22 protein-coding genes and 1 pseudogene are annotated in these 22,462 nt (G+C 68.9%); 9 read left to right on the plus strand and 14 right to left on the minus strand.

What is annotated here, in order from left to right; genetic code table 11:
- Positions 1–58 precede the first annotated feature (58 nt).
- Both ACPXY0_RS05240 and ACPXY0_RS05245 read left to right on the plus strand, forming a co-directional pair.
- Positions 59–1,354 (plus strand): aconitase X, encoded by a 1,296-nt coding sequence (locus ACPXY0_RS05240; protein WP_423929130.1) that lies wholly within the window; start codon positions 59–61, stop codon positions 1,352–1,354.
- Positions 1,351–1,791, plus strand: a complete 441-nt coding sequence (locus tag ACPXY0_RS05245) for an aconitase X swivel domain-containing protein (RefSeq protein WP_423929132.1) — start codon at positions 1,351–1,353, stop codon at positions 1,789–1,791. The genes ACPXY0_RS05240 and ACPXY0_RS05245 overlap by 4 nt, the downstream gene beginning before the upstream one ends.
- Positions 1,792–1,798: 7 nt before the next feature.
- Here the strand turns inward: ACPXY0_RS05245 and ACPXY0_RS05250 are convergent, their stop codons facing one another.
- From ACPXY0_RS05250 to ACPXY0_RS05260, 3 genes are all read right to left on the minus strand, one after another.
- The gene (locus ACPXY0_RS05250) at positions 1,799–3,253 is read right to left on the minus strand and encodes an amidohydrolase (protein ID WP_423929134.1); all 1,455 of its coding nucleotides are present in this window, start codon (positions 3,251–3,253) and stop codon (positions 1,799–1,801) included.
- Positions 3,254–3,543: 290 nt separating this feature from the next.
- Positions 3,544–3,819 (minus strand): hypothetical protein, encoded by a 276-nt coding sequence (locus ACPXY0_RS05255; RefSeq protein WP_423930575.1) that lies wholly within the window; start codon positions 3,817–3,819, stop codon positions 3,544–3,546.
- Complete coding sequence (locus ACPXY0_RS05260; protein WP_423929136.1) at positions 3,728–4,972, minus strand: AAA family ATPase; 1,245 nt, start codon at positions 4,970–4,972, stop codon at positions 3,728–3,730. The genes ACPXY0_RS05255 and ACPXY0_RS05260 overlap by 92 nt, the downstream gene beginning before the upstream one ends.
- Before the next feature lie 187 nt (positions 4,973–5,159).
- Between ACPXY0_RS05260 and ACPXY0_RS05265 the strand changes: the two genes are divergently transcribed.
- Positions 5,160–6,044: a DUF481 domain-containing protein gene (locus ACPXY0_RS05265; protein ID WP_423929138.1), complete on the plus strand. Its 885-nt coding sequence runs from the start codon at positions 5,160–5,162 to the stop codon at positions 6,042–6,044.
- 29 nt (positions 6,045–6,073) lie between these two features.
- Here ACPXY0_RS05265 and ACPXY0_RS05270 read toward each other — a convergent pair whose 3' ends face one another.
- Both ACPXY0_RS05270 and ACPXY0_RS05275 read right to left on the minus strand, forming a co-directional pair.
- Positions 6,074–7,102 (minus strand): Kelch repeat-containing protein, encoded by a 1,029-nt coding sequence (locus tag ACPXY0_RS05270; RefSeq protein ID WP_423929140.1) that lies wholly within the window; start codon positions 7,100–7,102, stop codon positions 6,074–6,076.
- Positions 7,103–7,155: 53 nt separating this feature from the next.
- Complete coding sequence (locus ACPXY0_RS05275; RefSeq protein WP_423929142.1) at positions 7,156–8,031, minus strand: SOS response-associated peptidase; 876 nt, start codon at positions 8,029–8,031, stop codon at positions 7,156–7,158.
- Between ACPXY0_RS05275 and ACPXY0_RS05280 the strand changes: the two genes are divergently transcribed.
- Positions 8,030–8,881, plus strand: coding sequence for a carbon-nitrogen hydrolase family protein (locus tag ACPXY0_RS05280; RefSeq protein WP_423929144.1), 852 nt, complete (start codon positions 8,030–8,032; stop codon positions 8,879–8,881). The two genes, ACPXY0_RS05275 and ACPXY0_RS05280, sit on opposite strands and share 2 nt — an antisense overlap.
- 23 nt (positions 8,882–8,904) lie before the next feature.
- A complete protein-coding gene (locus tag ACPXY0_RS05285) occupies positions 8,905–9,792 on the plus strand; it encodes an alpha/beta hydrolase (RefSeq protein WP_423929146.1) in 888 nt (295 codons plus the stop codon).
- A gap of 13 nt (positions 9,793–9,805) precedes the next feature.
- On the opposite strand, the gene ACPXY0_RS05290 is transcribed toward ACPXY0_RS05285, so the two are convergent.
- From ACPXY0_RS05290 to ACPXY0_RS05300, 3 genes are all read right to left on the minus strand, one after another.
- Entirely contained in the window at positions 9,806–10,213 is a 408-nt protein-coding gene (locus ACPXY0_RS05290; RefSeq protein ID WP_423929148.1) for a type II toxin-antitoxin system VapC family toxin, read from the minus strand.
- A complete protein-coding gene (locus ACPXY0_RS05295; protein WP_423929150.1) occupies positions 10,213–10,461 on the minus strand; it encodes a type II toxin-antitoxin system Phd/YefM family antitoxin in 249 nt (82 codons plus the stop codon). Before ACPXY0_RS05295 ends, ACPXY0_RS05290 begins: the two co-directional genes overlap by 1 nt.
- 91 nt (positions 10,462–10,552) lie before the next feature.
- The gene (locus tag ACPXY0_RS05300) at positions 10,553–11,257 is read right to left on the minus strand and encodes an HAD family hydrolase (RefSeq protein ID WP_423929152.1); all 705 of its coding nucleotides are present in this window, start codon (positions 11,255–11,257) and stop codon (positions 10,553–10,555) included.
- Positions 11,258–11,314: 57 nt separating this feature from the next.
- Here ACPXY0_RS05300 and nudC point away from each other — a divergent pair, with 57 nt between their 5' ends.
- Positions 11,315–12,325, plus strand: a complete 1,011-nt coding sequence (gene nudC / locus ACPXY0_RS05305) for an NAD(+) diphosphatase (protein WP_423929154.1) — start codon at positions 11,315–11,317, stop codon at positions 12,323–12,325.
- A 73-nt stretch (positions 12,326–12,398) separates the two neighbouring features.
- A pseudogene (locus ACPXY0_RS05310) lies at positions 12,399–12,761 on the plus strand (SRPBCC domain-containing protein); the annotation flags it as partial.
- On the opposite strand, the gene ACPXY0_RS05315 reads toward ACPXY0_RS05310, so the two are convergent.
- The 5 genes from ACPXY0_RS05315 to ACPXY0_RS05335 form a co-directional block, all read right to left on the minus strand.
- Positions 12,671–14,002: a glycine cleavage T C-terminal barrel domain-containing protein gene (locus tag ACPXY0_RS05315; RefSeq protein ID WP_423929156.1), complete on the minus strand. Its 1,332-nt coding sequence runs from the start codon at positions 14,000–14,002 to the stop codon at positions 12,671–12,673. The pseudogene ACPXY0_RS05310 and the gene ACPXY0_RS05315 overlap by 91 nt on opposite strands.
- Positions 14,003–14,129: 127 nt before the next feature.
- On the minus strand, positions 14,130–15,614 hold the full coding sequence (locus ACPXY0_RS05320; RefSeq protein ID WP_423929158.1) for a Fic family protein: 1,485 nt from the start codon (positions 15,612–15,614) through the stop codon (positions 14,130–14,132).
- A gap of 335 nt (positions 15,615–15,949) precedes the next feature.
- On the minus strand, positions 15,950–17,254 hold the full coding sequence (locus ACPXY0_RS05325) for an aminotransferase class V-fold PLP-dependent enzyme (RefSeq protein ID WP_423929160.1): 1,305 nt from the start codon (positions 17,252–17,254) through the stop codon (positions 15,950–15,952).
- 152 nt (positions 17,255–17,406) lie between these two features.
- Positions 17,407–17,955, minus strand: a complete 549-nt coding sequence (locus tag ACPXY0_RS05330; RefSeq protein WP_423929162.1) for a UGSC family (seleno)protein — start codon at positions 17,953–17,955, stop codon at positions 17,407–17,409.
- Positions 17,952–19,403 (minus strand): thioredoxin family protein, encoded by a 1,452-nt coding sequence (locus tag ACPXY0_RS05335; RefSeq protein ID WP_423929164.1) that lies wholly within the window; start codon positions 19,401–19,403, stop codon positions 17,952–17,954. The genes ACPXY0_RS05330 and ACPXY0_RS05335 overlap by 4 nt, the downstream gene beginning before the upstream one ends.
- A gap of 551 nt (positions 19,404–19,954) precedes the next feature.
- On the opposite strand from ACPXY0_RS05335, the gene ACPXY0_RS05340 reads away from it, so the two are divergent.
- On the plus strand, positions 19,955–20,728 hold the full coding sequence (locus tag ACPXY0_RS05340) for a helix-turn-helix transcriptional regulator (protein WP_423929166.1): 774 nt from the start codon (positions 19,955–19,957) through the stop codon (positions 20,726–20,728).
- 146 nt (positions 20,729–20,874) lie between these two features.
- Positions 20,875–21,231: an Ig-like domain-containing protein gene (locus tag ACPXY0_RS05345; protein ID WP_423930577.1), complete on the plus strand. Its 357-nt coding sequence runs from the start codon at positions 20,875–20,877 to the stop codon at positions 21,229–21,231.
- 80 nt (positions 21,232–21,311) lie between these two features.
- Here the strand turns inward: ACPXY0_RS05345 and ACPXY0_RS05350 are convergent.
- Positions 21,312–22,446 (minus strand): IS630 family transposase gene (locus ACPXY0_RS05350; RefSeq protein WP_423929168.1). Its coding sequence is split into 2 segments (ribosomal slippage): positions 21,312–22,011 and positions 22,010–22,446, totalling 1,137 coding nucleotides; the frame shifts between segments, so codons are not numbered across the junction.
- Positions 22,447–22,462: the final 16 nt, after the last annotated feature.

The following is a 22,462-nucleotide window of genomic DNA, read 5'->3' on the forward strand; positions in this document are numbered from 1 at the left end:
ATATGGGACGAAACACGAGACGGAACACGAGACGAAACATGGGACGGAACATGGCAGGATGGAACACGTCGGGATGACCGGCGTCCGCCTCGAAGCGAGGGACCTTGCCCTCCTTGAGGGAGAGGAGGGGGAGGGCGCGCGGCTCGCGATGTCGGTCGTGGCGCGGATGGCCGACGTGGTCAGGGCTCGGGAATTGCTGGACATCACGGCGGCGCACATCGACTCGTCGCTCTACCAGGGGCCGGCCACGCTCGAGTTCGCGGAGCGGCTGGCGGAGGGCGGGGCGCGCGTCCGCGTGCCGGCGACGCTCAACGTGTCGGGGGTCGACGTGGGCGGGTGGCACGACTGGGACGTGCCCTCGTCGTGGGCCGAGCCGGCGCGGCGCCAGATGGAGGCCTACGAGGCGATGGGGTGCGAACCCACCTGGACGTGCGCCCCCTACCAGACGCAGCTCCGGCCCCGCTTCGGCGAGCAGATCGCGTGGGGCGAGTCGAGCGCGATCGTGTTCGCGAACTCGGTGCTGGGGGCGCGGACCGAGCGCTATCCCGACCTGCTCGACATCTGCTGCGCGATCACGGGCCGCGCCCCGGCCGCAGGGCTGCACCTGACGCGGAATCGGGGCGGGGAGGTGCTCGTCGACCTCTCACGCGTTCCGCGACGGCTCGCTGAGGAGTCCGCGCTGTACCCGGTGCTGGGACACTGGATCGGGCTGCGCGTCGCGGGGCGGATCCCGGTGCTCGACGGACTGCGGGCCCGGCCGGAGGAGGACGACCTGAAGGCGCTGGGGGCCGCGATGGCCTCATCCGGCGCGGTCGGACTGTTTCACTGGGTCGGTCTCACGCCCGAAGCGCCGGACCGGTCCGCGGCATTCCAGGGGAGGGAAGCGGCGTCACGGTTGCGCCCCGGGCCCGCGGAGTTGCGGGCGGCGCGGGACGAACTCGGCTCAGAGCTCTCGGAGGAGGACGGTCTCGACCTCGTCGTGCTGGGGAGTCCACACTTCTCGCTGTCCGAATTCGCCGCTCTCGCGCGGCTGGTCGAGGGGCGGCGGCGCCACCCGGGCGTGCGGCTGCTCATCACGACGGGGCGGGCGGTGCGCACCCTGGCCGGGAAGGCCGGCTACCTCGACGCGATCGAGGCGTTCGGCGGCGAACTGACGGTGGACACCTGCATCCTGACGACGCCGATGCTGCCGGAGGGGATTCGCCGCCTGATGACGAACTCGGCCAAGTACGCCTGGTACACGCCGGGCCTGCTGGACCGCGCGATCGCCTTCGGGAGCCTGGCGGACTGCGTGGATTCGGCCGTCGCCGGGTGCGTGACGCGGGACGACGGCGCCTGGACCGCGCAGCCGTGAGCGACGGACCTGCCACCACGGGCTCCGATCCGCTGACCGGCCGAGCGCTCGTCTCGGGCGCCGCGGAAGGCGCCGTCCTCTACTCGTCGGAGCCGCTCAGCTTCTGGGGCGGCTACGACGCCGAGACCGGGGAGATCATCGACCGGCGCCATCCGCTGGCCGGCCGGATCGGCAGCGGCTGCATCATGGCCATTCCGGCGACCCGCGGATCCAGCACCACGACCGCCGTCCTCCTCGAGGCCATCCGCCGCGGCACCGCCCCCGCGGCATTCCTGACCCGCGGGCCCGACACCTTCCTCGCGCTCGCGGCCATCGTCGCCGGGCAGCTCTACGACCGGGCTCCGCCCGTCGTAGCCCTCAGCCCGGGCGACTTCGCCGCGCTCCGGGCCATCCTCCGCGCCCGCGTCGAGGCGACGGGCGTGGTGATGCCGATCTGACGGGCGCTCAGCGGCGGTAGTCGAGCGGCGGCGGGCGGTCACCCAGCAGCGCCGTGTACTCGAAGTCCGCGCCCCGGCGCTCCGCCAGTTCCTCCCACGCGGCGGCGATCACGTCCGGCGACTGGAACAGTTCGATCATCGTCAGGGCGAGCGTCTTGGCCGCGACCATCATCCCCTTCGTGCCGATGTCGGTGCCCCCGGCCGCCACCGCCTGCCAGCTGTGCGCCGAGGTCCCCGGCACCCAGGTGGCCGTCGACAGCCCCGCCGTCGGTACGACCCAGCTGATGTCCCCCACGTCCGTCGAGCCGCCGCCCACGCCCTCGACGCCAAAGTCCACGATTTCACCCTCGGAGCCCAGCGGCCGGGACGGGCCGCCCTCGAACGTGGCCCGGATCTGGCGGGCGAAAACTCGCTCCGCCTCCGTGTACTCCACGCCGCCGACCTTGCGGAGGTTCGCGTCCATCACCTGTCCCAGCGCGACGTTGGGCACGAGGTCGTACAGCCCGTGGATGACCTCGTACTCCATCTCCGTTCCCGTACCCATCGCCGCGCCCTCGGCCGCGCGCGCGACGCGCTCGAACAGCTCGAGCACCGTGGGGGCGTAGGGATGCCGCACGTAGTAGTAGACCTCGGCGAAGTCCGGCACGACGTTGGGCGCGAAGCCGCCATGCGTGATCACGTAGTGGATGCGCGTCTCCTGCGGGACGTGCTCGCGCATGAGGTTGACCATGTGGTTCATGGCCTCGACTCCGTCGAGCGCGCTGCGCCCCCGTTCCGGCGCCCCCGCGGCATGCGCGGAATACCCCCGGAAGCGGAACTTCGCGGACTTATTGGCAAGGGAACGGCCCGCCTGAGCGCTGTTCCGCGACCCCGGGTGCCAGTGCAGCGCCACGTCCACGTCGTCGAACAGGCCGTCCCGCACCATGTACACCTTGCCCGCGCCCCCCTCCTCGGCCGGCGTGCCGTAGAGCCGGATCGTCCCTTCGTGCCCCGTCTCGTCGAGCCACTCCTTCACGGCGATCGCGGCCGCCACCGAGCCGGTGCCGAACAGGTGGTGTCCGCAGGCGTGGCCGGCCCCGCCGTCGATGATGGGCTTACGCTCGGGCACCGCGTCCTGGGAGATCCCCGGGAGCGCGTCGTACTCGGCGAGAAGTCCGATGACCGGCCCTCCGGAGCCGTAGCTCGCCACGAAAGCGGTGGGCATGCCCGCGATGTCGGATTCGATCGAGAACCCGGCCGCCTCGAGTTCCGTTTTGAGCAACTCCGAACTCTGCTCCTCCTGGTAGCCGACCTCGGCCCACTCCCAGATCTGTCGCGCGACGCCCCCGTAGTGGTCGCGCCGCGCCTCGATCCCCTCGATCTGCGCCTGTTGGAGGGCGATGAGAGGCATCGGCAGCGCGACGATCAGTCCGCCAGCCAACACAGCCCAGTGTCGAATCGAACAGAGAGTGGACTTGGACATGTTTCAGGACTCCTCGCAGGGAATAGGCGGCACGAGCAGAAAGGCTACACCGGAAAGTAGGGATCGAAAAGGTCTGCTCACCCGCGGTTGGGGCAGAGATCGGTTCTTCCGAGCAATCGACGTCGTTGTCGGTCCGCATTCGGGCTCTCGCCGGTCGGATACAGCTTGCCGCCGACGACCAGCCGTGCCCGGGGCGTCTCCAGCCAATCGAAGAACTGACGGCCGGGAGAAGTGCGTTTCGCTCCGAACACGTCGCCCGCGACATTCGCATCCAGAGTCGCGCACATCGCTCAGAGTCCCAGCGACCGGCGAGTCTCTTTTCTGAAGAACTCGCGGTATCGCTCGGGGAGGCCGCCGCGATGCCCGATCAGGTTGCCGTTCTCATCCCAACCAAGCGAGTGGATGCGGACGTCGCGCTCGTCGCGCTCGAAGTAGAGGATGGACACGTCCCCGGGTCTCAGGTCCGTGGCTCCGTCACGCGCATCGGTGCGGATGCGGTCGATCAGGTGGTCGCTGTGGGTCTCGACGACAAGTTGGGAGCCCGCCGCGGCCACCCTGCCGAACAGGCTGCCGAGAGTGGCCTCCGCGCTGTGGTGCAGGTGCGCCTCGGGCTGCTGCAGGAGGAAACATTCGCGACCGTTCCTGCCGCAGCAGCTCCGTGACTACGGGAAGCACCTGGCTCACGCCGTATCCCGCGTCCATCAGGTTGCGGTAGGGTCCCTTCACGCTGTCGGGCCCGCACTTGGCGACTTGGATCTGGAACGGACCACCGGCCCACCCGTCCGGGGTTCTGATTCGGATTTCGCCGAACAGGCCCGCCTCCCGGCCGAAGTCCTCAAGTCCCTGTCTGATCGACCTCCACGCCTTGTCGTTTCGTCCCGCGAGGTCGGCGAGGTACGTCGGGATGTCGCCGCCCGCCGCATCACCCCTGAGGGGAGCCGGATCGTAGGTGCGCCGCGGTTCTGCCCTGGCCGCGGCACCTGCGAACGGAGCGCTGTGAACCGGCCGAGCCAGCCGCGCCATGGTAACGAGCGCGCGCCACTCCTCCTCTGTTGGCTGGCTCTCGCCGCGCACGTTGGGAAACGTTTCGCCACTCGTCGAAAACTTCCACATGTTGCGGATGTAGTAATTGAAAGAGGGAAGCTCGTGACGCCCCTCGCGGACGACAGGGGACGCCGTGAGGGCTTCATACCAGTCTGCGTGCGGCGATTCGGAGTCCGTGTTTCGCAGCTCCCATTCGCCGCCGGGCGCGCCCACGGTGAAGGACAGGGGTCCGCGCTCAGGGATGCGGAACTCGGCCCAGCAGCGAGGAAGGACTCGCCGGGCCGGGGGATCATCGTCCGGCTCCTCGGTCTCGGCGCGCAGCCGAACCGGACGCGGGGCCGCGCCGTACGCCTCGAAATGCACCGTGAAGCGGACCCGCCGCGGCCCCTTGTTCGATCGCGTGTTCTCATGCAGGAAGCCGGCCTCGAACGTGGACGCGGTCGCGCCGCGGTCGCCTTGGGAGTGGGCGATTTCCGCGAAGCTGCCCAAGTCGTAGGGCGGGGTCTTGAAGTTGGGCTCGCGCTCCTCGAAGGCCATCTCCCACAGCGCCCGGAGCAGCGCCAGGAAGGAGGTCTTGCCGGTGCCGTTGTCGCCCACGAGGAGCGTCAGCGGCGCAAGCCGCGCCGTCTGTCTCTCGCGGAAGCACCGGAAGTTCCGCGCGGTGACCTCGAGCATGTCCGAACTCCGTCAACGTGGGTGTAGAAGGGGGTTGCTCCGGCGCTGATGTTAGCGGCCCCGGGGCTGCGGGCCAAAGAACGCCGCCTCCGCGACGAAGCCGACGGCACACACCCTCGATCCTGGAGTATGTTGCAGCCGGGCAGGTCAGTTTCTTTGGGATCACCATGATTGGGGGATGGGAAGAATGAAGTTTCGGATGACGCCGCAGGCCGTCCTCGGATTGCCGCTGGCTGTCGCTCCGGCGCTGGCCATCCCTCCGTCGCTTGCTGCCGCGACGGTTCAGGAAGAGCCGGCCACGAACTGGGCGTACAGCGCGGAGCTGAGCCTGCTGTTCACGTCGGGGAACTCGACGGTCAGAACCTTCGGCCTCGGAGGCGCGGCCCGCCGGGACTGGGCCCGGGGCGAACTGTCGTTCCGGGCGGGCGGTCTCCGCACCGAGTCCGGGACGACGCAGCGGATCGCCGTCGGCACGGAGGACCACTTCACGGTGACCGACGAGTCGGACCCGAAACCGACCGCCGAGAACTACTTCGCCAGGGCCGAGTATGAGCGCTCGTTCTCCGATCACGTCCATCTCACGACCGGGGCCGGCTGGGAGCGGAACACCTTTTCGGGGTTCGAGAGCCGCCTCTCCCTCGTCACCGGTCTCGGCAACATGTGGATCGAGACCGAGACCACCCGGCTCAAGAGCGACTACGGGATCACGTTCACGGCCCAGCACGACGTCGTGGAGGACCCCGACAAGAGTGCCAGCTTCGGTGGTGTCCGCGTGTCCATCAACTTCCGCCGCCGCCTCACCGAGACGGCCGACCTCGAGAGCACGCTGACGCTGGACGAGAACCTCACCGATGCCACCGATCTGCGGGCCGATCTCGCCAACTCGCTCGCGGTGGACATCAACCATTCCCTGGCCGTGAAGGCGGGCCTGCGACTCGTGTGGGACAACGTGCCGGCCCTGACGAATGCGCCGCTCGAGCAGCCCGCCGGCACCCCGACGGGCAAGACCGTTCTCGTCCCGCGGCACAAGCTGGACTCGACTTTCACCATCGCGCTGGTCGCCAGCTTCTAGCGACACCGCGTCTCGCCGCGCGCCGCTGGCTAGCGCGGAAGACGTACCTCCGTGACCCGGTCGGTGACCCGCTGCCCGGCGGTCATGCCTCCGACGATGAAGGCGCGTCCATCGGCGATGACGATGCCGCGGTGGTCCATGGTCGGTGTGTCGGGTGCCGAAAGTTCGGACCACGCCCCGGTCGCGGGATCGAAGGCGAAGGCGCCCGACCAGGGTTCGGCCGGACGGCCGTCGTAGCCGATTCCGTTATAATTGTAGGGGTTGTCCGATCCGCCGCTGAAGACCAGCCGTGAACCCGTGCCGCTCGCCGCGGCCCGGTAGAGACCAGGCCCGGGGTGGTCCGGCAGACGTTGCCAGGCGATGAGGGTGGGGTCGGCCGGGTCGATGCGGCCCAGCCACGAGGACATCTCGAGGACGAAGGCGCGGGGGTCCGTTTGCACGCGCGCGCCGTCGATGTAGACGATGGCGTCGTCCGCGACGCCGCCGGCGTGCCCGAACACGGGCGGTCCCGGGATCGGCGTGGCCTGCGTCCAGGCGTCCCGCGCCGGATCGTAGATCTGGACAGCCGCCACGTTGTCAGAGTCGTGCCAGCCCGAGACGAGGAAGATCAGCGAGTCGCGCCATACGCCCGAGATCGCGTCGTCGACGGGGGTGCGCATCGGAGCTGCCCGAGTCCAGCGCCCGGTCTCCGGATCCAGGACATCGACCTCCGGACGCGACTGCTCCCCGCCGTCCTCCGCGACGGTGTAGCCCCCGAACAGGAAGATCCTGCCGTGGAACGCCTGGGCCGTCGCGGCGAGGCGGCCGGGGCCGGGCGGGGGCTCGATCGCTCGCCACGCCGGACTTCCGAGGTCCCAGCGGAAGGAGGCGGTCATCACCCCGGACCAGAGCTTCGTCGAGTCGATCCCGAGGAAGGAGAAGACGGCCCACCCCGCGGATGTCTCGATGGCCGCGACCGCGTTGTTGGCCACCGGCATGGGAAGCGGGGGCGGGAGCCGGTCCGGAAACGCCGTCCCGGAGCCCGACGGAGCGTCCGGCCGGGCGCAACCGGCCGACACGGCGACGACGATTGCTCCAAGAACCGGAAATCGGAGGCCGCGTGCTGTGAGTCTCACGCCGGGGAGGGGAAGAGCCCGAGTTGGTCCGGCGGTGCCTCGCCCGGTGGGGGCCGTCGCACCCAACCCTCCGTTCCCCGGATCGGTGCGCCGAGCGGCTCCATGCAGGCCGGGTCGTCCACGGCCACGCGGTTGACGCGGCGGCTGACCGCGAACACCTCGAGCGCCTCCGTGTCGAAGGGCTTCAGCGGCTCCATGGTGCGCTCCGAGATGTCGAGATCCAGCCACATCTGCGCGCCCTCTCCCTCGAGGATGACCGGCATGCGGTCGTGCAGCGGTTCGAGCAGCGGGTTCGCGTCCGTCGTGACGATCGTGCAGGAGCCGACCGGGCCCTCGGCCCCGCGCCAGGTGTCCCACAGTCCGGCGAGCGCCATCGGCCTCCCGTCCCGACGCCGCACGAAATAGGGCTGCTTCACGCCGCCTTCGGTCCGCCATTCGTAGAAGCCGTCGGCCAGCACCGCGCACCGGCGATCCAGGATCAGATCCCGAAACGCGCGCCGCGTCTCGAGCGATTCGGAGCGGGCGTTGATCATGAGCGGGAGCGAACCCGGGACCTCGGCCCAATTCGGGATCAGCCCCCACCGGAGGGGGACGAGTTCACGGCCGCCGGCGCCGCGCCGGACGGCGATGACCTCATCGGTGGGGGCCACGTTGTAGCGGGCGGACCACTCGGAGAGCCGCGAGGGATCGGCCTCGAACAACTCGGCCAGATCGGGAACCGGGGTCTGCAGGCTGAATCGTCCGCACATGCGACCAAGGTAACGGGCTCCCGGGCGATCGGCGGCCCCGTTGCGGGCCGTGGCGCGCTCCCCGACAATCCCCCGACTCAGGCGGCGGTAGCCGCGACACCCCGACCCGAACGGCCCAGGCATGAAGGTCGCACTCGTCCAGCAGTCCGCCGCACCCGATCGCACCCGCAACCTCGAACGCGCGCTCGCCGCGATGGGGCGCGCGGCCGCCGAGGGGGCGCAACTGGTCGCCTTCCCCGAACTGGCCATCGACCGCTTCTTCCCGCAGCGTCCCGACGACCCGGCGGCGGCGGATCTGGCGGAGCCGATCCCCGGGCCCACCTCGGACCGGATCGCGGCCCGCGCGGCTGAACTCGGCCTCGTCACCGTCTTCAACCAGTATGAACTCGGGATCGACGGCCGGTGCTACGACAGCACGCCCGTGTTCGACGCGGACGGCTCGCTGCTCGGGGTCACGCGCATGATGCACATCACCGAGTACGCGTGCTTCCACGAGCAGCACTACTACGCGGAGGGGGACACGGACGCGCCCGTGTACGAGACGGCCGCCGGCCGCGTGGGCGTGGCCATCTGCTATGACCGCCACTACCCGGAGTACATGCGGCGCCTGGGCGAACTCGGCGCGCAACTCGTCGTCATCCCCCAGGCCGGTGCGATCGGCGAATGGCCCGAGGGGCTGTTCGAGGCCGAGGTGCGCGTGGCGGCGTTCCAGAACGGCTACTTCGCGGCCCTCTGCAACCGCGTCGGCGAGGAACCGCGCCTCACCTTCGCCGGCGAGTCCTTCGTCGTCGATCCCGAGGGCGTGATCCTTGCGCGTGGCCCGGAACTCGAGGAGACGATCCTCTACGCCGACGTGGATCTCGCCCGCTGCGAGACGTCCACCGCGCGCCGCCTGTTCTGGCGCGACCGGCGCCCCGACGTGTACGCGCGCTGGGCCGAGCGGTTCGCCGCCGCGTCCCTGCCCGGATCCTGACCGCCGTCCCCCGGCGGCCGCCCGTGGAACTCCTCGTCGTCGTTGCCGCCGTGGTTGGCCTCCTCGCGGTCGTCCATCTGTGTCTGCCGCGCCTGGCCCCCTTCTTCGTGTTCTATCCGGAACCGCTGGAGCCGCACGAGACGCATCCGCGCTACTGGGGATTCGTGGACGCCTCGGAGGTGTGGATCCCCACGGAGGACGGCCCGCGGCTGCACGCCTGGTGGTTTCCCGCCGGGCGCGACGAACCCGGCCGCCACGAACCCGGCCGGGGCGCCGCGATCTATTTCCACGGCAATGCCGGACACCTGGGAGATCGTGGCACGGTGGCGGCGGCGCTCTCGAACCTGGGCCTCGACATCCTCCTCCCGGACTACCGCGGCTACGGGGCAAGCGAGGGGAAGCCTTCCGAGGAGGGCCTGTACGCGGATGGGAGGGCCGCGTACCGCTGGCTGGTGGATGAGAAGGGCGTCGATCCGGGGCGTCTGATCCTGCTCGGAAACTCGCTCGGAAGCGCCGTGGCCGCCGAGGTGGCGATCGGCCGGCCCGTCGCAGGCGTCGTCCTGCTCGGTCCGTTCACGGACGTCCCGGCTATCGCCCGGCACCGCCTGCCGTGGCTGCCGGAATGGTATCTCGACTGGCCGCGTCCCCGCTTCGACACGCTGGACCGGGCCTCCCGCATCGCGGCGCCCACACTGGTCGGGGCGGGGGCGGACGATCGCGTGATTCCGCCCGGCCAGAGCCGCGAGGTGTTCGAGGCGCTCGGTGGCCCCGGGCGCTGGCTGGAGATCCCCGGGGTGGGACACAACGACATCTTCTCCCAGCAGGCGCTGTGGCAGGAACTACACCGCTTCACCCGCGACGTGCTGGACGGACCCGCCGCCGACGCCTCCACAAGAGACCAGGGAGGCTGAGGGGTCGCGCGCCTTATCGGGGCTGCAGGATCGGGACCCCGGCCGTCTCCCCCGCCCGGCGAAGCCGACGGTCGAGCGAGGCCAGCGGCAATGAGCGGCGCAGGGCAGTCTCCACATACGCGGCGTCGTAGACGGAGAGTCCGTGTCTCCACGCCAGGTCCAGGACCACGCCGTCGCTGTGATCATCGTCGACCAGTATCCGCATTCCCTTGAGGTCCGCGAGTGTGGCCGAAACATCATCGGCGGTCAGGCGTCCCCGGCGTCTGTTGACGGTGAGGGCATTCAGGATTTCGTACCACCAGATCCGAGGGACGACGGCGAAGTGTTCCAAGGTCAGCCGCATGGCCAACTCCGCCAACGGATCGTCCTCGTCCGAAAGACACCAGGACAGCACGACCGACGCATCGATCACGAGCGCCATCAGTACCTGTGCCCCTCATGGATCGTTTCGATGAGTTCGGCGATCGGCACGCGGTCCGGCAGGCGGTTCCGGCGCTCGCGAATGCGGCGCGCCGCCTCGCGGGCCCGAACGCGGTCGTCCTCGTCGACGGGGACCAGCCGGGCGACCGGGCGGCCGTGCCGGGTGATCGTGAGACTCTCCCCGGCCGCCACGCGGTCCAGAAGCCGGGGCAGGTGGGTCTTGGCTTCGTACGCCCCGATACGGTCCATTTCACCCTCTCGCATTTAGACCAGACGATACGACCAGTCTAATTCTAGGTGAAGGACCACCTGTCGGGAAGTACGGCATGCGGTGCCGGCATCACGCCGGGGGCAGGAGCCACGCCGCGGCGGCGGCCAGGTCGGGCACGATGTGCACCGGATCGGCTTCGTCGGGAAGGGGCTGCGCCTGGCGGTTGACCCACAGGACCGGGACGCCGAGCGCCGTCGCGGGGACGATGTCGTGGAACAGGCTCTGCGCCACGTGCAGCCAGCGATCGAAGCCGGCGGCCCACTCGCGTCCCCGCTCGAAGTGCGGCGCGGCGGGCTTGTAGCTGCGCAGCCTCTGCGCGGTGCCCAGGAGGGTGAACTCGACCTCGAAATGGCGCAGCGTCCCCGCGAGCAGGTCGTCGTCGATGTTCGACAGGATGCCCAGCGTGACGCCCGCCGCGGCCAGCCGTGAGAGGGCGGAGTTCGTGTCGGGGAACGGCGGCCACGAGGGGATGGTGGCGGGCACGCCGGCGGCCGGCGCCTCCGACGGGTCCCAGCCGTTGGCGCTCGCGACCTCGACCGCGGTCTCGGTGAGCAGCTGGCGGTAGCGACGGTAATCGCTCGTCTTGAGGCGGTCCTGCGCCGCCAGGAATTCACCCAGCAGCGCCTCGTCCGCCACGCCGGCGGCTCCGGAGTACGCGGCCCGCAGCGCGGCGAGGATCCCGGTGTTCCAATCGATCAGCGTCCCGTAACAATCGAACGTGAGGAGCGTGCCCGCTCCTGCCGTTCCCTCGAAGCCGTGGTCGGATCTGTTCACCGTCTCCCTCGGGGCTGCTACGTTGCGCGCATGTCGGCTGGCGAGATCCTATCTGGCGTGGCGCGGGACGGCCACCGAAGACCGAACCCCTTCGCGGGCGGCGGTCTCGACCGCGCGACCGACCTGCGGGCGGATCCGAAGTGGCTCTCCGACCGCAAGTCCGACCCCTCCTCGCGCGTCGTGCCCGTGTGGCGCTCTCGCAGCCTGGTACGGGAACCGGCGCGAGGTCTCGCCGGGGGAGCCGGCGACATGGCCTACGAGCCCGGATTCCTCCCTCCCGCAGCGGCCGTCTCCTGCGCGGAGCCGCGGGACGAATGGATCTTCCTCGGCCTCCAGGGGGGCGACGGGGGACCGGACGGTGGTCGAGCCCTGTTCGCGGCGGAGGTGCCGGGGCCCGGGGCCCCGGCGCGTGGCGGGGCGCTCGACGGAGCCTTCGACGGGGTTCTCGACGGGGTTCTCGACGCGGCGCGGGAGTTCCTCGATCTCCGCCGCGTGGGGGCCATGCTCGGGCAGAGGGACGGATCGCTCCTGGCCTACGCCCGGGCGATCGTCACCTGGAGCCGCCGGCACCGCTTCTGCGGGACGTGCGGATCTCCGACCCGTCCGGCGCAGGGCGGCCACGTCCGGCGCTGCGGCGACGAGGCGTGCGGGGCGGAGCATTTTCCCCGCACCGACCCGGCGATCATCGTGCTCGTGACGGACGGCGACCGCTGCCTTCTCGGGCGGAAGTCGATCTGGCCGGACGGGGTCTACTCCACGCTGGCGGGGTTCGTGGAGCCGGGCGAGAGCCTCTCCGAAGCGGTCGTGCGGGAGGTCCGCGAAGAGTCGGGGATCGAGGTCGGATCCGTGCGCTACCGTTCCTCGCAGCCGTGGCCCTTCCCGGCGTCGCTGATGCTGGGCTTTCGGGCGGAGCGAACCGGCGGCGAACTCCGGGTGGCCCGCCAGGAGCTGGCCGATGCGCGCTGGTTCGACCGGGCCGACTTTGCGCGCCGCCGCGAGATCGGCCTCCGGCTCCCCGGCCGCGTGTCGATCTCCCGCCGCCTCATCGAGGACTGGCTCGCGGGCTAGGCCGACCGTAGAACACGTTTCCGCGGAAACGTTCCCGCGGGAACGTCACAGTGGAGAGGAGCGCCGTAACCCGATGACAGACGATTCGATTCCTCCCGGACCGATCGACCGGACGATCGAGGTCGACCCGTCCCCCGCGCGCGTCTGGGTGGCGCTGGCGGACCCCGACGGGCTGGCCTCCTGGTTCCCGGACCGGGTGGAGGGACTCGCGCCGGAAGAAGGGGCCACGGGTTGGCTGGTGTGGGACAACCACGGTCGGTACGCGATCGCGATCGAGTGGATGGAGGCCGGGCGCCGGCTCGTGTGGCGCTGGGCCCGGAAGCCCGAGACCCCGCTCGAGGGCGGCTACAACACGACCGTCGAGTGGACGCTCACCCAACGCGCGGGCGGCGGGACGATCCTGCGCCTGGTCGAGCGCGGTTTCCGGACCGAGAGCGACCGCCAGGACAATGTCGGTGGCTGGGAGCACGAATTCGGCGAACTGGTCGAAGCCCTCGCGGCCGGCTGGCGCGGGGGTCTTGCCACGAACGGCGACTTCGGAATCTCTTTGCCGGGATCCACGAAGGGGCGGGGCACGACCGTGGCGTCGCGTTCTCCGTCCGGCGTGGTCACGCTCAGGCGCGTGCCCAGCTCTCCGGAGGCGGCCGGCACCATGGCGTAGCCGAGGTTCCGCCCGAGACGCGGCGAGTACACGGCGGAGGTCACGAAGCCCATCTCCTCTCCGTCCCGGCGCACCGGCCAGCGGTCCATGTTCAAGTCGAGCGGGGCGCCGGAAAGCTCGATTCCGGCGAGGCGCCGCCGAGGCCCTTCCTCGGCGATCCGGGCCAGCGCTTCGCGGCCTATGAAGTCAGCCTCCTGGTCGAAGTCGACCTGCCATCCAAGCCCGACTTCATAGGGGTTCGTGTCCAGCGTCATGTCGACGCCGTAGTTGAGGATGCCGGCTTCGATGCGGCGGATGTCCGACGGGCCGGTGGGAGAAATGCCCAGGTCTCGTCCCGCTTCCATCACGCGGTCCCAGAGTTCGACGCCCCGGGTTCCATCCCTCAGGTAGATCTCGTAGCCCACTTCGCCGCTCCACCCCGTGCGGGTCACGACCACCGGGATGCCGTCCAGATCGGTCTCCAGGAACCAGTAGTAGCGGAGCTCGAGGATGTCCTCTCCGAAGAGTCTGCGCACGACTTCCTTCGACTTCGGACCCTGAACCTGCATCGGCGAGACATCCGGCTCGCGCACTTCAACGTCGAGGCCGGCGTTGAGCGCGATGCCCTTCGCGTACAACAGCACGTCGCTGTCCGCCAGCGCCAGCCAGAAATGGTTCTCGGCCAGGCGCAGCAGCACGGGGTCGTTCACGATGCCGCCGTCCCCGGCGGTGATGAGGACGTACTTGCCCTGCCCGACGGCGCATTTCGACAGGTCCCTGGGGGTGAGCAGGTTCGTGAACTCGAAGGCGTCCGGCCCGGTGATCTCCACCTGCCGCTCGACGCTCACGTCCCACACCGTGACCCCGGTCAGGAGCTTCTCGTATTCCGCGTGCAGGTCGTCGTAGCGGGTTGGGAGAAACATGTGGTTGTAGACCGTATAGCTCCGGCACCCGGCTCGGAGGGTGGCCTCGAAATAGGGCGAGCGGCGGAGTCGGGCCCCGCGCTGTATCAAGGCCATGTCGAAGGTCTCGGTCATGAGGTCTCCTCTTTGATCCAATGATTGGGTCGGACGGATGGGACGTAATCGGTTCTCGAAACTGCCTGGGCGTACGGCGCGCAAATCATATGCGCCGACCCGAACGGACGGCCAGTCCGCCACGTCGTCACCGCGGCATGCGCAGCCGTTTGCCCTCGGCCTCCGCTTCGTCGGAATCCAGGAAGGCGTTACACGCTTCGAGTTCCCGTTGCGTCTCGGGAATTGAGGTCCAGTCGACCGCGATCGCCCAGCGCTGTGCGTAATCGAGTACGCGGATCAGCGGTTCGGGACGTTGGGTACGCGACAGCGCCCGCAGCGCGGCGAGGTAGTCGTCGCGGAAGACCGTCGGGATGACGATCCGCTCTTCCCCGCCGACGACGAGTTCCGCGTTCATCATCACGCGCGCCACACGCCCGTTCCCGTCCGCGAAGGGGTGTACCTCGCTGACCAGGAACATCATGTAGGCCGCGCGCTCAAAGGGCGATTCCAGGCTCCGGTACAGGGCGAAGCCTTGCTCCAGGGTGCCGAGTACCAATTCGGGAGCAACGAACATGGTCTGTCCGGCACGGTTCCGGGTTTCCTTGAACTGGCCGGGGAGCATCTCGGGCCGTCCCACCAAAATTGTACCGTGCCGCTCCCGCAGAAGATCCAGGAATCCCTCGGAATCTTCCGGCGTACGGCACATCTCCTCCCTGTCGGAGACGAGACGCCACGTTCCCACCACGTCCCGGGCGTCTGCCCGCCGGTGCCGCGGGATCTCGCCCTCGAAGACGATTCGGACCGCTTCATCTACCAGGAACTCCGTACCTTCGACGAAGTTCGAGAAGTAGGCCTCGAAGAACGCCAGCGTCACCGGCCCCGGCGCGGCACGCCGAGGTGCCGGACGGTCGCTGGGAGGACGGTCGCGGAGCGACTGCTGCAACCGGTGGAGCAACTCCAGCCGATCAGGATCGTAGGCCCGTCCCAGGCCTCGGAACCGCCCCACTCGCGAATCGAGACGACTCTGGCGGGTGCCGAGCAACGTGCCGATCAAGGTCTGGAGGTGCGCGGCCTCCGCTTCCATGTCGAGTCCGGCGGCCAGCGCCCGGGCCTCGTCACGGAGCCGGTTGGCGGCGTCTTCGCCCGAGATGCGAATGAGACGATCAAGATGCTCCTCGACCTCGGCACGCGTGAGAGTGCGCGGCACACGGCCGCTCCGCGCCCGTGAGGGACGCATGTTCTCGAGATAGGCCCTGGCCCTTGAACTGAGGTATAGTCCGCTGACAAAGGGCGTATCCGACGCGATCGGCCCATGGCCGCGGCGCGGACGCAGCACGACCCCGGGCAACTCGGTCGTCCTCCCTCTCTCGCTGACAAGGCAAACGGATCCATCGCCAGCGGGATCTGCTTCCAGAGCGGTACGGTCCGCCACCAGCGCCCCCGGAAAGTACCCGGCGACGATGCCCCACAGGTTGCGCTTCACGATATCTTCAGGGGCATCATCCAGGTTCCTGGTGTAGAGGCGAGACGCAAGTTTCCGGAGTCGCCCGGTCTTCACCGCCCGGGATACGTCCCGGCTGATGGCCGTATGGGACACGAAGGCTTCGGGCAATTCGCTTAGCAGACGGTTCATGGAATTATCTGCACGTTAGGGGTTCTCCGGGCTCCGAGATGAGAATTATCGTAACATAAGAAGCCAGGAAGCGAAAAAAACTCGCTGTAGGGCGGGGCGGGATGAACCCGCTGGGACTCGCCGAGCCGCTAGACCCTGCGTTCGGTCAACGTCGATGTCGGGATCGACGAGGATCCAGTCGAACTCGCCGCCGGGTCCGGCGATATACCCGTCCAGACTCGCGGCGACGCAATAACGGATTCGTCTCGTCGCCGTCCCCCGGCTCCGCCGAACCGGGCGCCGGTTGGCAGCGAGTCGGGCCGGGTCAGGCGGCCGGCAACCTCAGACGGAGCGCCTCAGGCGGGGATCCCGTGCTTCACGGCGTGGGTCATCGCGTCCACGAAACGGTCCAGTTCCTCGAGCGTCGAGTAGGTGGACGGCGAGATCCGGAGCCCCGTGAACTCGGCGTGGTTGATGCCGACGGTGAAGATCCGGTGCTTGTTCCACAGCCAGTTGCGGAGTGCGCTCGTCTCGATCCCCTCGACCTGGACGTTGGCGATCCCGCACGCGAAGCCCGGCTTGAGGCTGGTGTTGAGCCTCACCCGGTCGTGCTGGAGAAGCTGCTCGGCCCAGTAGTTCCGCAGGTAGACGAGGCGCGCCTCCTTGCGCTCGCCGCCGATGAGTTGGTGGAAGGTGAGCGCCTCGCCGATGGCGAGGAAGTTGGCCTCGGGGTGCGTTCCCGTCTCCTCGAACTTCCGGATGTCGTCGTCGCGGCTCTCGGCCGCGGCCTGCAGCGGCCAGATCTCGGGGATCTTCTCCCGCTTCACGTAGAGGAGGCCGGTGCCGACGGGAGCGTGCAGCCACTTGTGCAGGCTGACGGCGTAGTTGTCACAGTTCAGTTCGGAGAGCGTGAACTCGTGGTGCGCGAGCGAGTGGGCGCCGTCAACGATGACAGGGATGTCGTAGCCGCGCGCCATCTCCACGACCTCGCGCACGGGGAGGATCTGGCCCGTGATGTTTATCATGTGGCACATGAGGATGAGGCGTGTGCGGTCGGTGATCTGCTCCTCGAACAGCCGCACGATCTCGGCTGGGTCCTCGGCCGGGATCGGAATCCTGAACTGCTTGAGGACGATCCCCTCGCGGCGCTCCCGCTGCTTGAAAGTCGTGATCATGCGCCCGTAATCCTGGGTCGTCGTCACGACTTCGTCCCCGCGCTCGAGGTCGTACCCGCACTGGAGGATCTGGAGGCCTTCGGACGCGTTCCGCGTGATCGCGATCTCCTCGGCGTCGACGCCCCACTGGCGGGCGAGCCGGGCGCGGACCCCCTCCCGCTGCGGTTCGAGGATCTGCCACCCGTTGTACACGGGGATCTGGTTCGCGAAGTCGAGGTCCCGCTTCATCGCCTCGAGCACGTGGGCGGGCGTCGGGCTCACGCCCCCGTTGTTGAGGTTGACGAGGGAACGGTCGGTCGTGAACGCCTTCTGGATCTCGATCCAGAACTCCTCGTCGCGGGCGATCTCCGCGGGGGAGCCGGGGGTGCGGGACAGGTCGCGGGCGGTGGCGATCGCGGTGTTCCACTTCGTGGGAACGGCCGTCATGACTCCGGCGGCTGCGGCGGAGCCTCCGAGGCGGGCGAGAAATCGTCGGCGGGTGGGCATGCGGCCTCCTGGCTGGATCGGCTCTCTACGGCTCACGCGGCGCTAGTCGACACTGCGGTCACAGTACTGCCAAATAGGCCGTTCACGGCGCCGTGAGCAAGTGCGGCCGCCCCACGGGCGGCCCCCCCACCCCGGAAGTCATCCCGCCGCGATCACCCGTCGGACGCCGTGATCATGGCCAGAATCGGGTCGATCGCTCCATCGGCGAGCCGTTCGAGTTCGTCCGCGGTGCGGTTCTGGATCGGGTGCGGGACCCAGACGATGCCCGGCTCGAAGCCGAGCGAGCGCGACTGGATGTCGACGGCCTCGGCGAACTCCGTCGTCACCACGAAGCAGCCCGGGATCCCGCGGTCGTCGAGGTCCTTGAGGTCGTGCAGACCGCACGACGTGCAGGACCCTCAGTCGGCGAGGCCCTGGACGACGACGTGGGCCTCGGCCGCGATCCTCTGCAGCACTTCGACGGGGGCCCGCCGCGCGTTCGTGGGCTTGTCCGTGCGGATCGTCTCGATCTCGAGCGCGTCGAGGCGGGTCTTCACGTGGTCGAGGAACTCGTCGCTGCGGAGCTTGCCGATCCCCTGGAGCGCCACGACGCGGCCCTCGAGCGACGTGGGTGGCGCGAGACGCCGCCGCATCTCCGGGGCGAGTTCGGAGGTGGGGTCGTGCAGGACGGTCGCCGGGGGCACGGGGGTCGCGGGGGTCATGTCTCGATCTCTTTCGTGACGGGGTGTGATTCCTGCCAGGCGCGGCCGCCCGGCCAGCCGGCAAGGATCGCGGAGTACAGCCCGGCCGCGCCGCCGGCCCGGGCGAGGAGCAGTCCGCCGGGCGGGAACTTGGGCACGCGGCGGCGCGTCTCCGAGGCCGGCACGCCCTCGGCCAGCCCGCCGGCGCCGCGTACGACCTCGCTCAGCGGCCGCGTCGTCGCCTCGAGCAGTGCATCGGTGATGCGCGCCCGCCTCCAGCCGGCTTCCCGGTAGATGGCGTAGTGTTCCGGCGAGAGCAGCAGCACGGCGTGCGCCCACTCGCAGATCTTGGGGTGGCAGACGGCCAGCAGGCATGTGGCGAGCGACGCGGTCAGCTCCTCGGGCGTGCGCGAGCACTGGTCCATGATCCCCTGCACGCCCTCGCCCTGGAACAGGGTTACCGCGCTCACTCCGCGTGGGACGCCGCGCGAGACCGAGAGGGGTTCCCACTCCTCGTCGGATTCGTCTTCCGCGAAGCAGAACGTGTACTTGCTCGGTGCCCCGAAAGTGGCGCGGTCGATCTCGCCGGGGCGGCCGCCGCCCACGTTGCGCACGATGAGGTTGAGGGCGCGTCCGATGGTTGCGTTGGCGCGGTTTCCCTGCCCGAGGACGTTGAGTCCGGAGTTCATCCCGATGCGGTGGGCGATGGGCCCGTTGACGATGACGAGGGGCGCGGTGAAACAGGTGCTGCACAGGATCCCGTGCAGGGTGAAGTCGGGATCGAGCGCGGCTTCGAGGGCCGCCAGCACGACGGGCATGTACTCCGGTTTGCAGCCCGCGAGCACGGCGTTGATCGCCACCTTTTCGATGGTGCATGCGGCGTAATCCGGCGGGACGGCACCCACGACCTCGTCCGGGGCCCGGGCCGTGCCCGCCAGCATGCGCAGGATCCGTTCCGGTGTGGGGGGAACGACGGGGAGTCCGTCCGTCCACCCGCGGTCGAAGCAGGCTTCCACGGCGTCCGCATGCGGTTCCAGCGCCACCTGCCGCGCCCGGAGCCCCGTCTCCCCGAAGCGCGCGCGCAGCCGGCCCTCCGCGCCGGGCTCGACGGAGAGGGAGCCGCACCCCGGCCGGAACTCGGGGAGATCCGCCCCCAGATCCGGGGTCGCGGTCAACGCGCGCCACTGTTTGCGGTCCCAGCCCACGGCGCGGCCCGTTTCTTGCCCATCCTCGAAGTGCAGCAGCGTCGGGACAGTCTCGATCCCGAGGCGGAAGGAGTGTTCGAGTTCCGTGTCGTCGATCACGCCGGGGACCCCAACGGGGAAGTCCGGGTCGTCCTGGCTCAAGACGGCGAGACCGCCGGAGCCGCGCGCGAGTCGCTCCAGCACCGGTTCGACCAGCCGGCACGTCGGGCAATCCCGCTTCACGACGACCGCCAGACCTTCCTTCAGAAACGGCGTGTCTTCCATCCCGCAAGGGTAACGCGTCCAAACGGTGCAGACAAAACTGGCGTCAGCTTCCGCCGGTATACCCCATTTTGGGTAGCCTGCGGCCGCTTGGGTCGCTAGCGTGTGCCCTCAAGTCCCCATGTGCTGTGGCGGTGAAGTTGACGGGAGGGCCGGCAGTCGAGTGAGGCGATGACCGAGCAGGACAGGTTCGAGCGCACCCTGGCGTCGTTGTACAGAGCGGCGCTGGCGGATGCCAATTGGGTCTCGGCCGCCGCCCTGGTCAACGACACGATCCGCACGGGCGGCCATGGTTTGTCCTACGGGGATCCGTGTGGGGGGGTAGAGCCCAAGGTCTTCCTGCATCGGTTATTCGTGGGCAGGGAACGCAGGGAGGACCTGGAGCAACTGTATTTGCGCGACTATTTCCGGCGGGATGAAGTTATCCTGCGGCTCTTCGGACTTCGCGACGGCGAAGTGGCCTATAAGTCGGATCTCTATACCGACAGGAAAAGAAGACATCCACCGTATACAATGAGTTCCGGCGCGTCAACCAGTCCCAGAACGGCCTCTTCATGGTGTTCGACGAGCCAGACGGGCGTGCGATCGTCTGGTCCGTCGGCAACTCCGCCGAACGCGGCGGCTGGGGACACGATCAGATCGAGACCGTCAAGCGTCTCGCACCTCACATACGCCAGTTCGTGCGCGTCCGGCATGCCATGGCGAATGCCGGGGCACTGGGCGCGTCGCTTGCCGAACTGCTCGAGGACGGGCGGTCGGGGTTTATCCAGTTGGACCGCCGCGGACGGATCCTGGAGGCGAACGACCGAGCCCGGGATATCCTCCTGAAACGCGATGGGCTCTGCGACGCGGAGGGCGTGTTGACTGCGGGGATACCGGAGGAGGACGCGGAGCTACAGCGCGTGCTGGCGCGGGCGCTGCCCCCGTACGGCGTTCAGGGCGCGGGGGGGTCGATGAAGATCACGCGCACGAAGGCTCGCACGCCGCTGGTCCTTGAAGTCCACCCCGTGCAGGGAATGGGCGCGGATCATCGTGCGTGGGAGGTCGGCGCACTGGTGCTGGTTGTCGACCCGGAAGCCCGCCCCCGGGTAGATCCGGATCTGGCGGCTGCGGTCCTGGGTTTGACGCCCACGGAGAGCCGCGTAGCGGTGGAGCTGGCGACCGGCCAGACGGTAGCCGGCATTGCGCACGAGTTGGGCTGCGCGGAGAGCACCGTGTGTACACACCTCAAGCGGGTCTATCGCAAGCAGGGGATCAGTAAACAGACCGAGCTCGTGCGGAGGGTCCTGTCGCTCGAAGCCCTGCGGGGTCCCCAAGAAGGGGGATAGCGGTCCGCGTATCCCCTCTCACATCTTCACCTGACGAACGGTCGGTGCCGCGTCGTCCATCGTCCAGGATCGACTGGTGACGGATCGAATCGCACAGGGGGGTAACGGTGTCTGGTCGGTGTCTGTTGCTTCTTGCCGGCGCGCTTGTGTGGAGCGGCTCTCTTGTTGAATGCTATGTCGTTAACGAGTCAGAACCTGACCGTCAGCCTGAGTCCGCAAACAGAGCGCCGCGACCCGTAGGTGCGATTCCTCCCCAGTCCATCGGACTTGCACAGCCGGTCACAATCGACCTCTCGGGATACTTTAGTGACCCGGACGGTGACCGCCTGTCTTTCGGTGCCCGAGCAAACAACGCACAGGTGGCCACCGTGAGCGTCTCCGGCGATCGTCTCACGATCACCGGGGTCACACCCGGGACTACGGCTGTGACCGTTACAGCGGAGGACCCACGGGGTTTGACGGCGACACAAAGCGTAATCGTCACCGTTAGTCCGGTCGGCTGACTAACTGGCGTATCAGATGGGAGGTTTACGCGCCCGGATGGCGCGAATGAAGAACGTCACCCAGTTCGACTAGTGTCATGTCACACATCAAACGTCGGATAGAGGCGCTTGAGCTTGACACGTGCGTCGTCCGTGGTGAATTGCCAGTTGACCTTGGCTTGGATTCGGTCTCTGGCCGCCTGCCAGGCGGCGACTTCGGCGCGTAGGGTGTCGATGGAGTCGATGCGGCGATTGAGGCGCTGGCGGATCATGACGTTGAGTTCGACCTCGGCGACATTCAGCCAACTGCCGTGCTTGGGGGTATGGACGAACTCGAAGCGATCCCAAAGCGCCTTGGCCTCGGCGGGTTCGAAGGTTTCGTGGAGCGCGCCGGGGCGGTGCGTGTTGAGGTTGTCCATCACCAGCGTGATTCGGGTGGCGCCGGGGTACTGCGCGGCGATGTCGCGCAGGAAGCGGGCCCAGTCGGTTTTGGTCCTGCGCTCGGTCACCTTGGTCTGGCGCCGGCCGGCCAGTGGTTCGGTGGCCATGAACACGTTGCAGGTGCCGAGGCGCCGGTACTCGTAGTCTTCGCGGGCCGCCCGTCCCGGTGCCGGCGGGACGGGCGTGCGCGTCTCGCCGATCAGCTGGCGCGGCGTCTCGTCCATGCACACCACCGGTAAGTTCGCATCGTACGGACGCCGGTAGACGTCGAGCACCCGCTCCATCCCCGCTGCGAAGTCGGCATTGCGCCGCGGCGGGATCACCCAGCCGACGCGCCGCCACGGTTTGATGGCGTTTTTTTAGCACCCGCCGCACCGTCTCGTGCGAGACGCTGTCGATATAGCCGAGTTCCACCGCGCGGTCCGCCAACAGGCGCAGCGACCACCGCGCGCGCCCCTCGGGCGGATCGCCGCAACTGAGCGCGACCAGCCGCGCCTCGAATTCGCCGTCCGCCTTGCGAAGGTACTTCGCGCGACGACCCCGCCGGCCCCCAAGCGCCGCTTCCAGACCGTCCTCCACAAACCGCTTCTTGACCCGGTCCACCCTGCGCGCGCTGATCCGCGACACCCCGGCGATCTCCCCGCCGGTCGTGCGCCGCTCGTTGAACTCGCCCTCGTCGCAATTGAGCAGAACCAGCGCGTTGATCACCTTCCGCGAACGATGTGAACCCTTGCGTGTCATCGCCGCCAACGCCTCGCGCTCCCCCGCTTCCAACTCCACCAAATACCGTTTCATGCCAGCCTCCTCGCCA

Origin of the sequence: Candidatus Palauibacter sp., assembly GCF_965237495.1 — a bacterium.
GTDB lineage: Bacteria > Gemmatimonadota > Gemmatimonadetes > Palauibacterales > Palauibacteraceae > Palauibacter.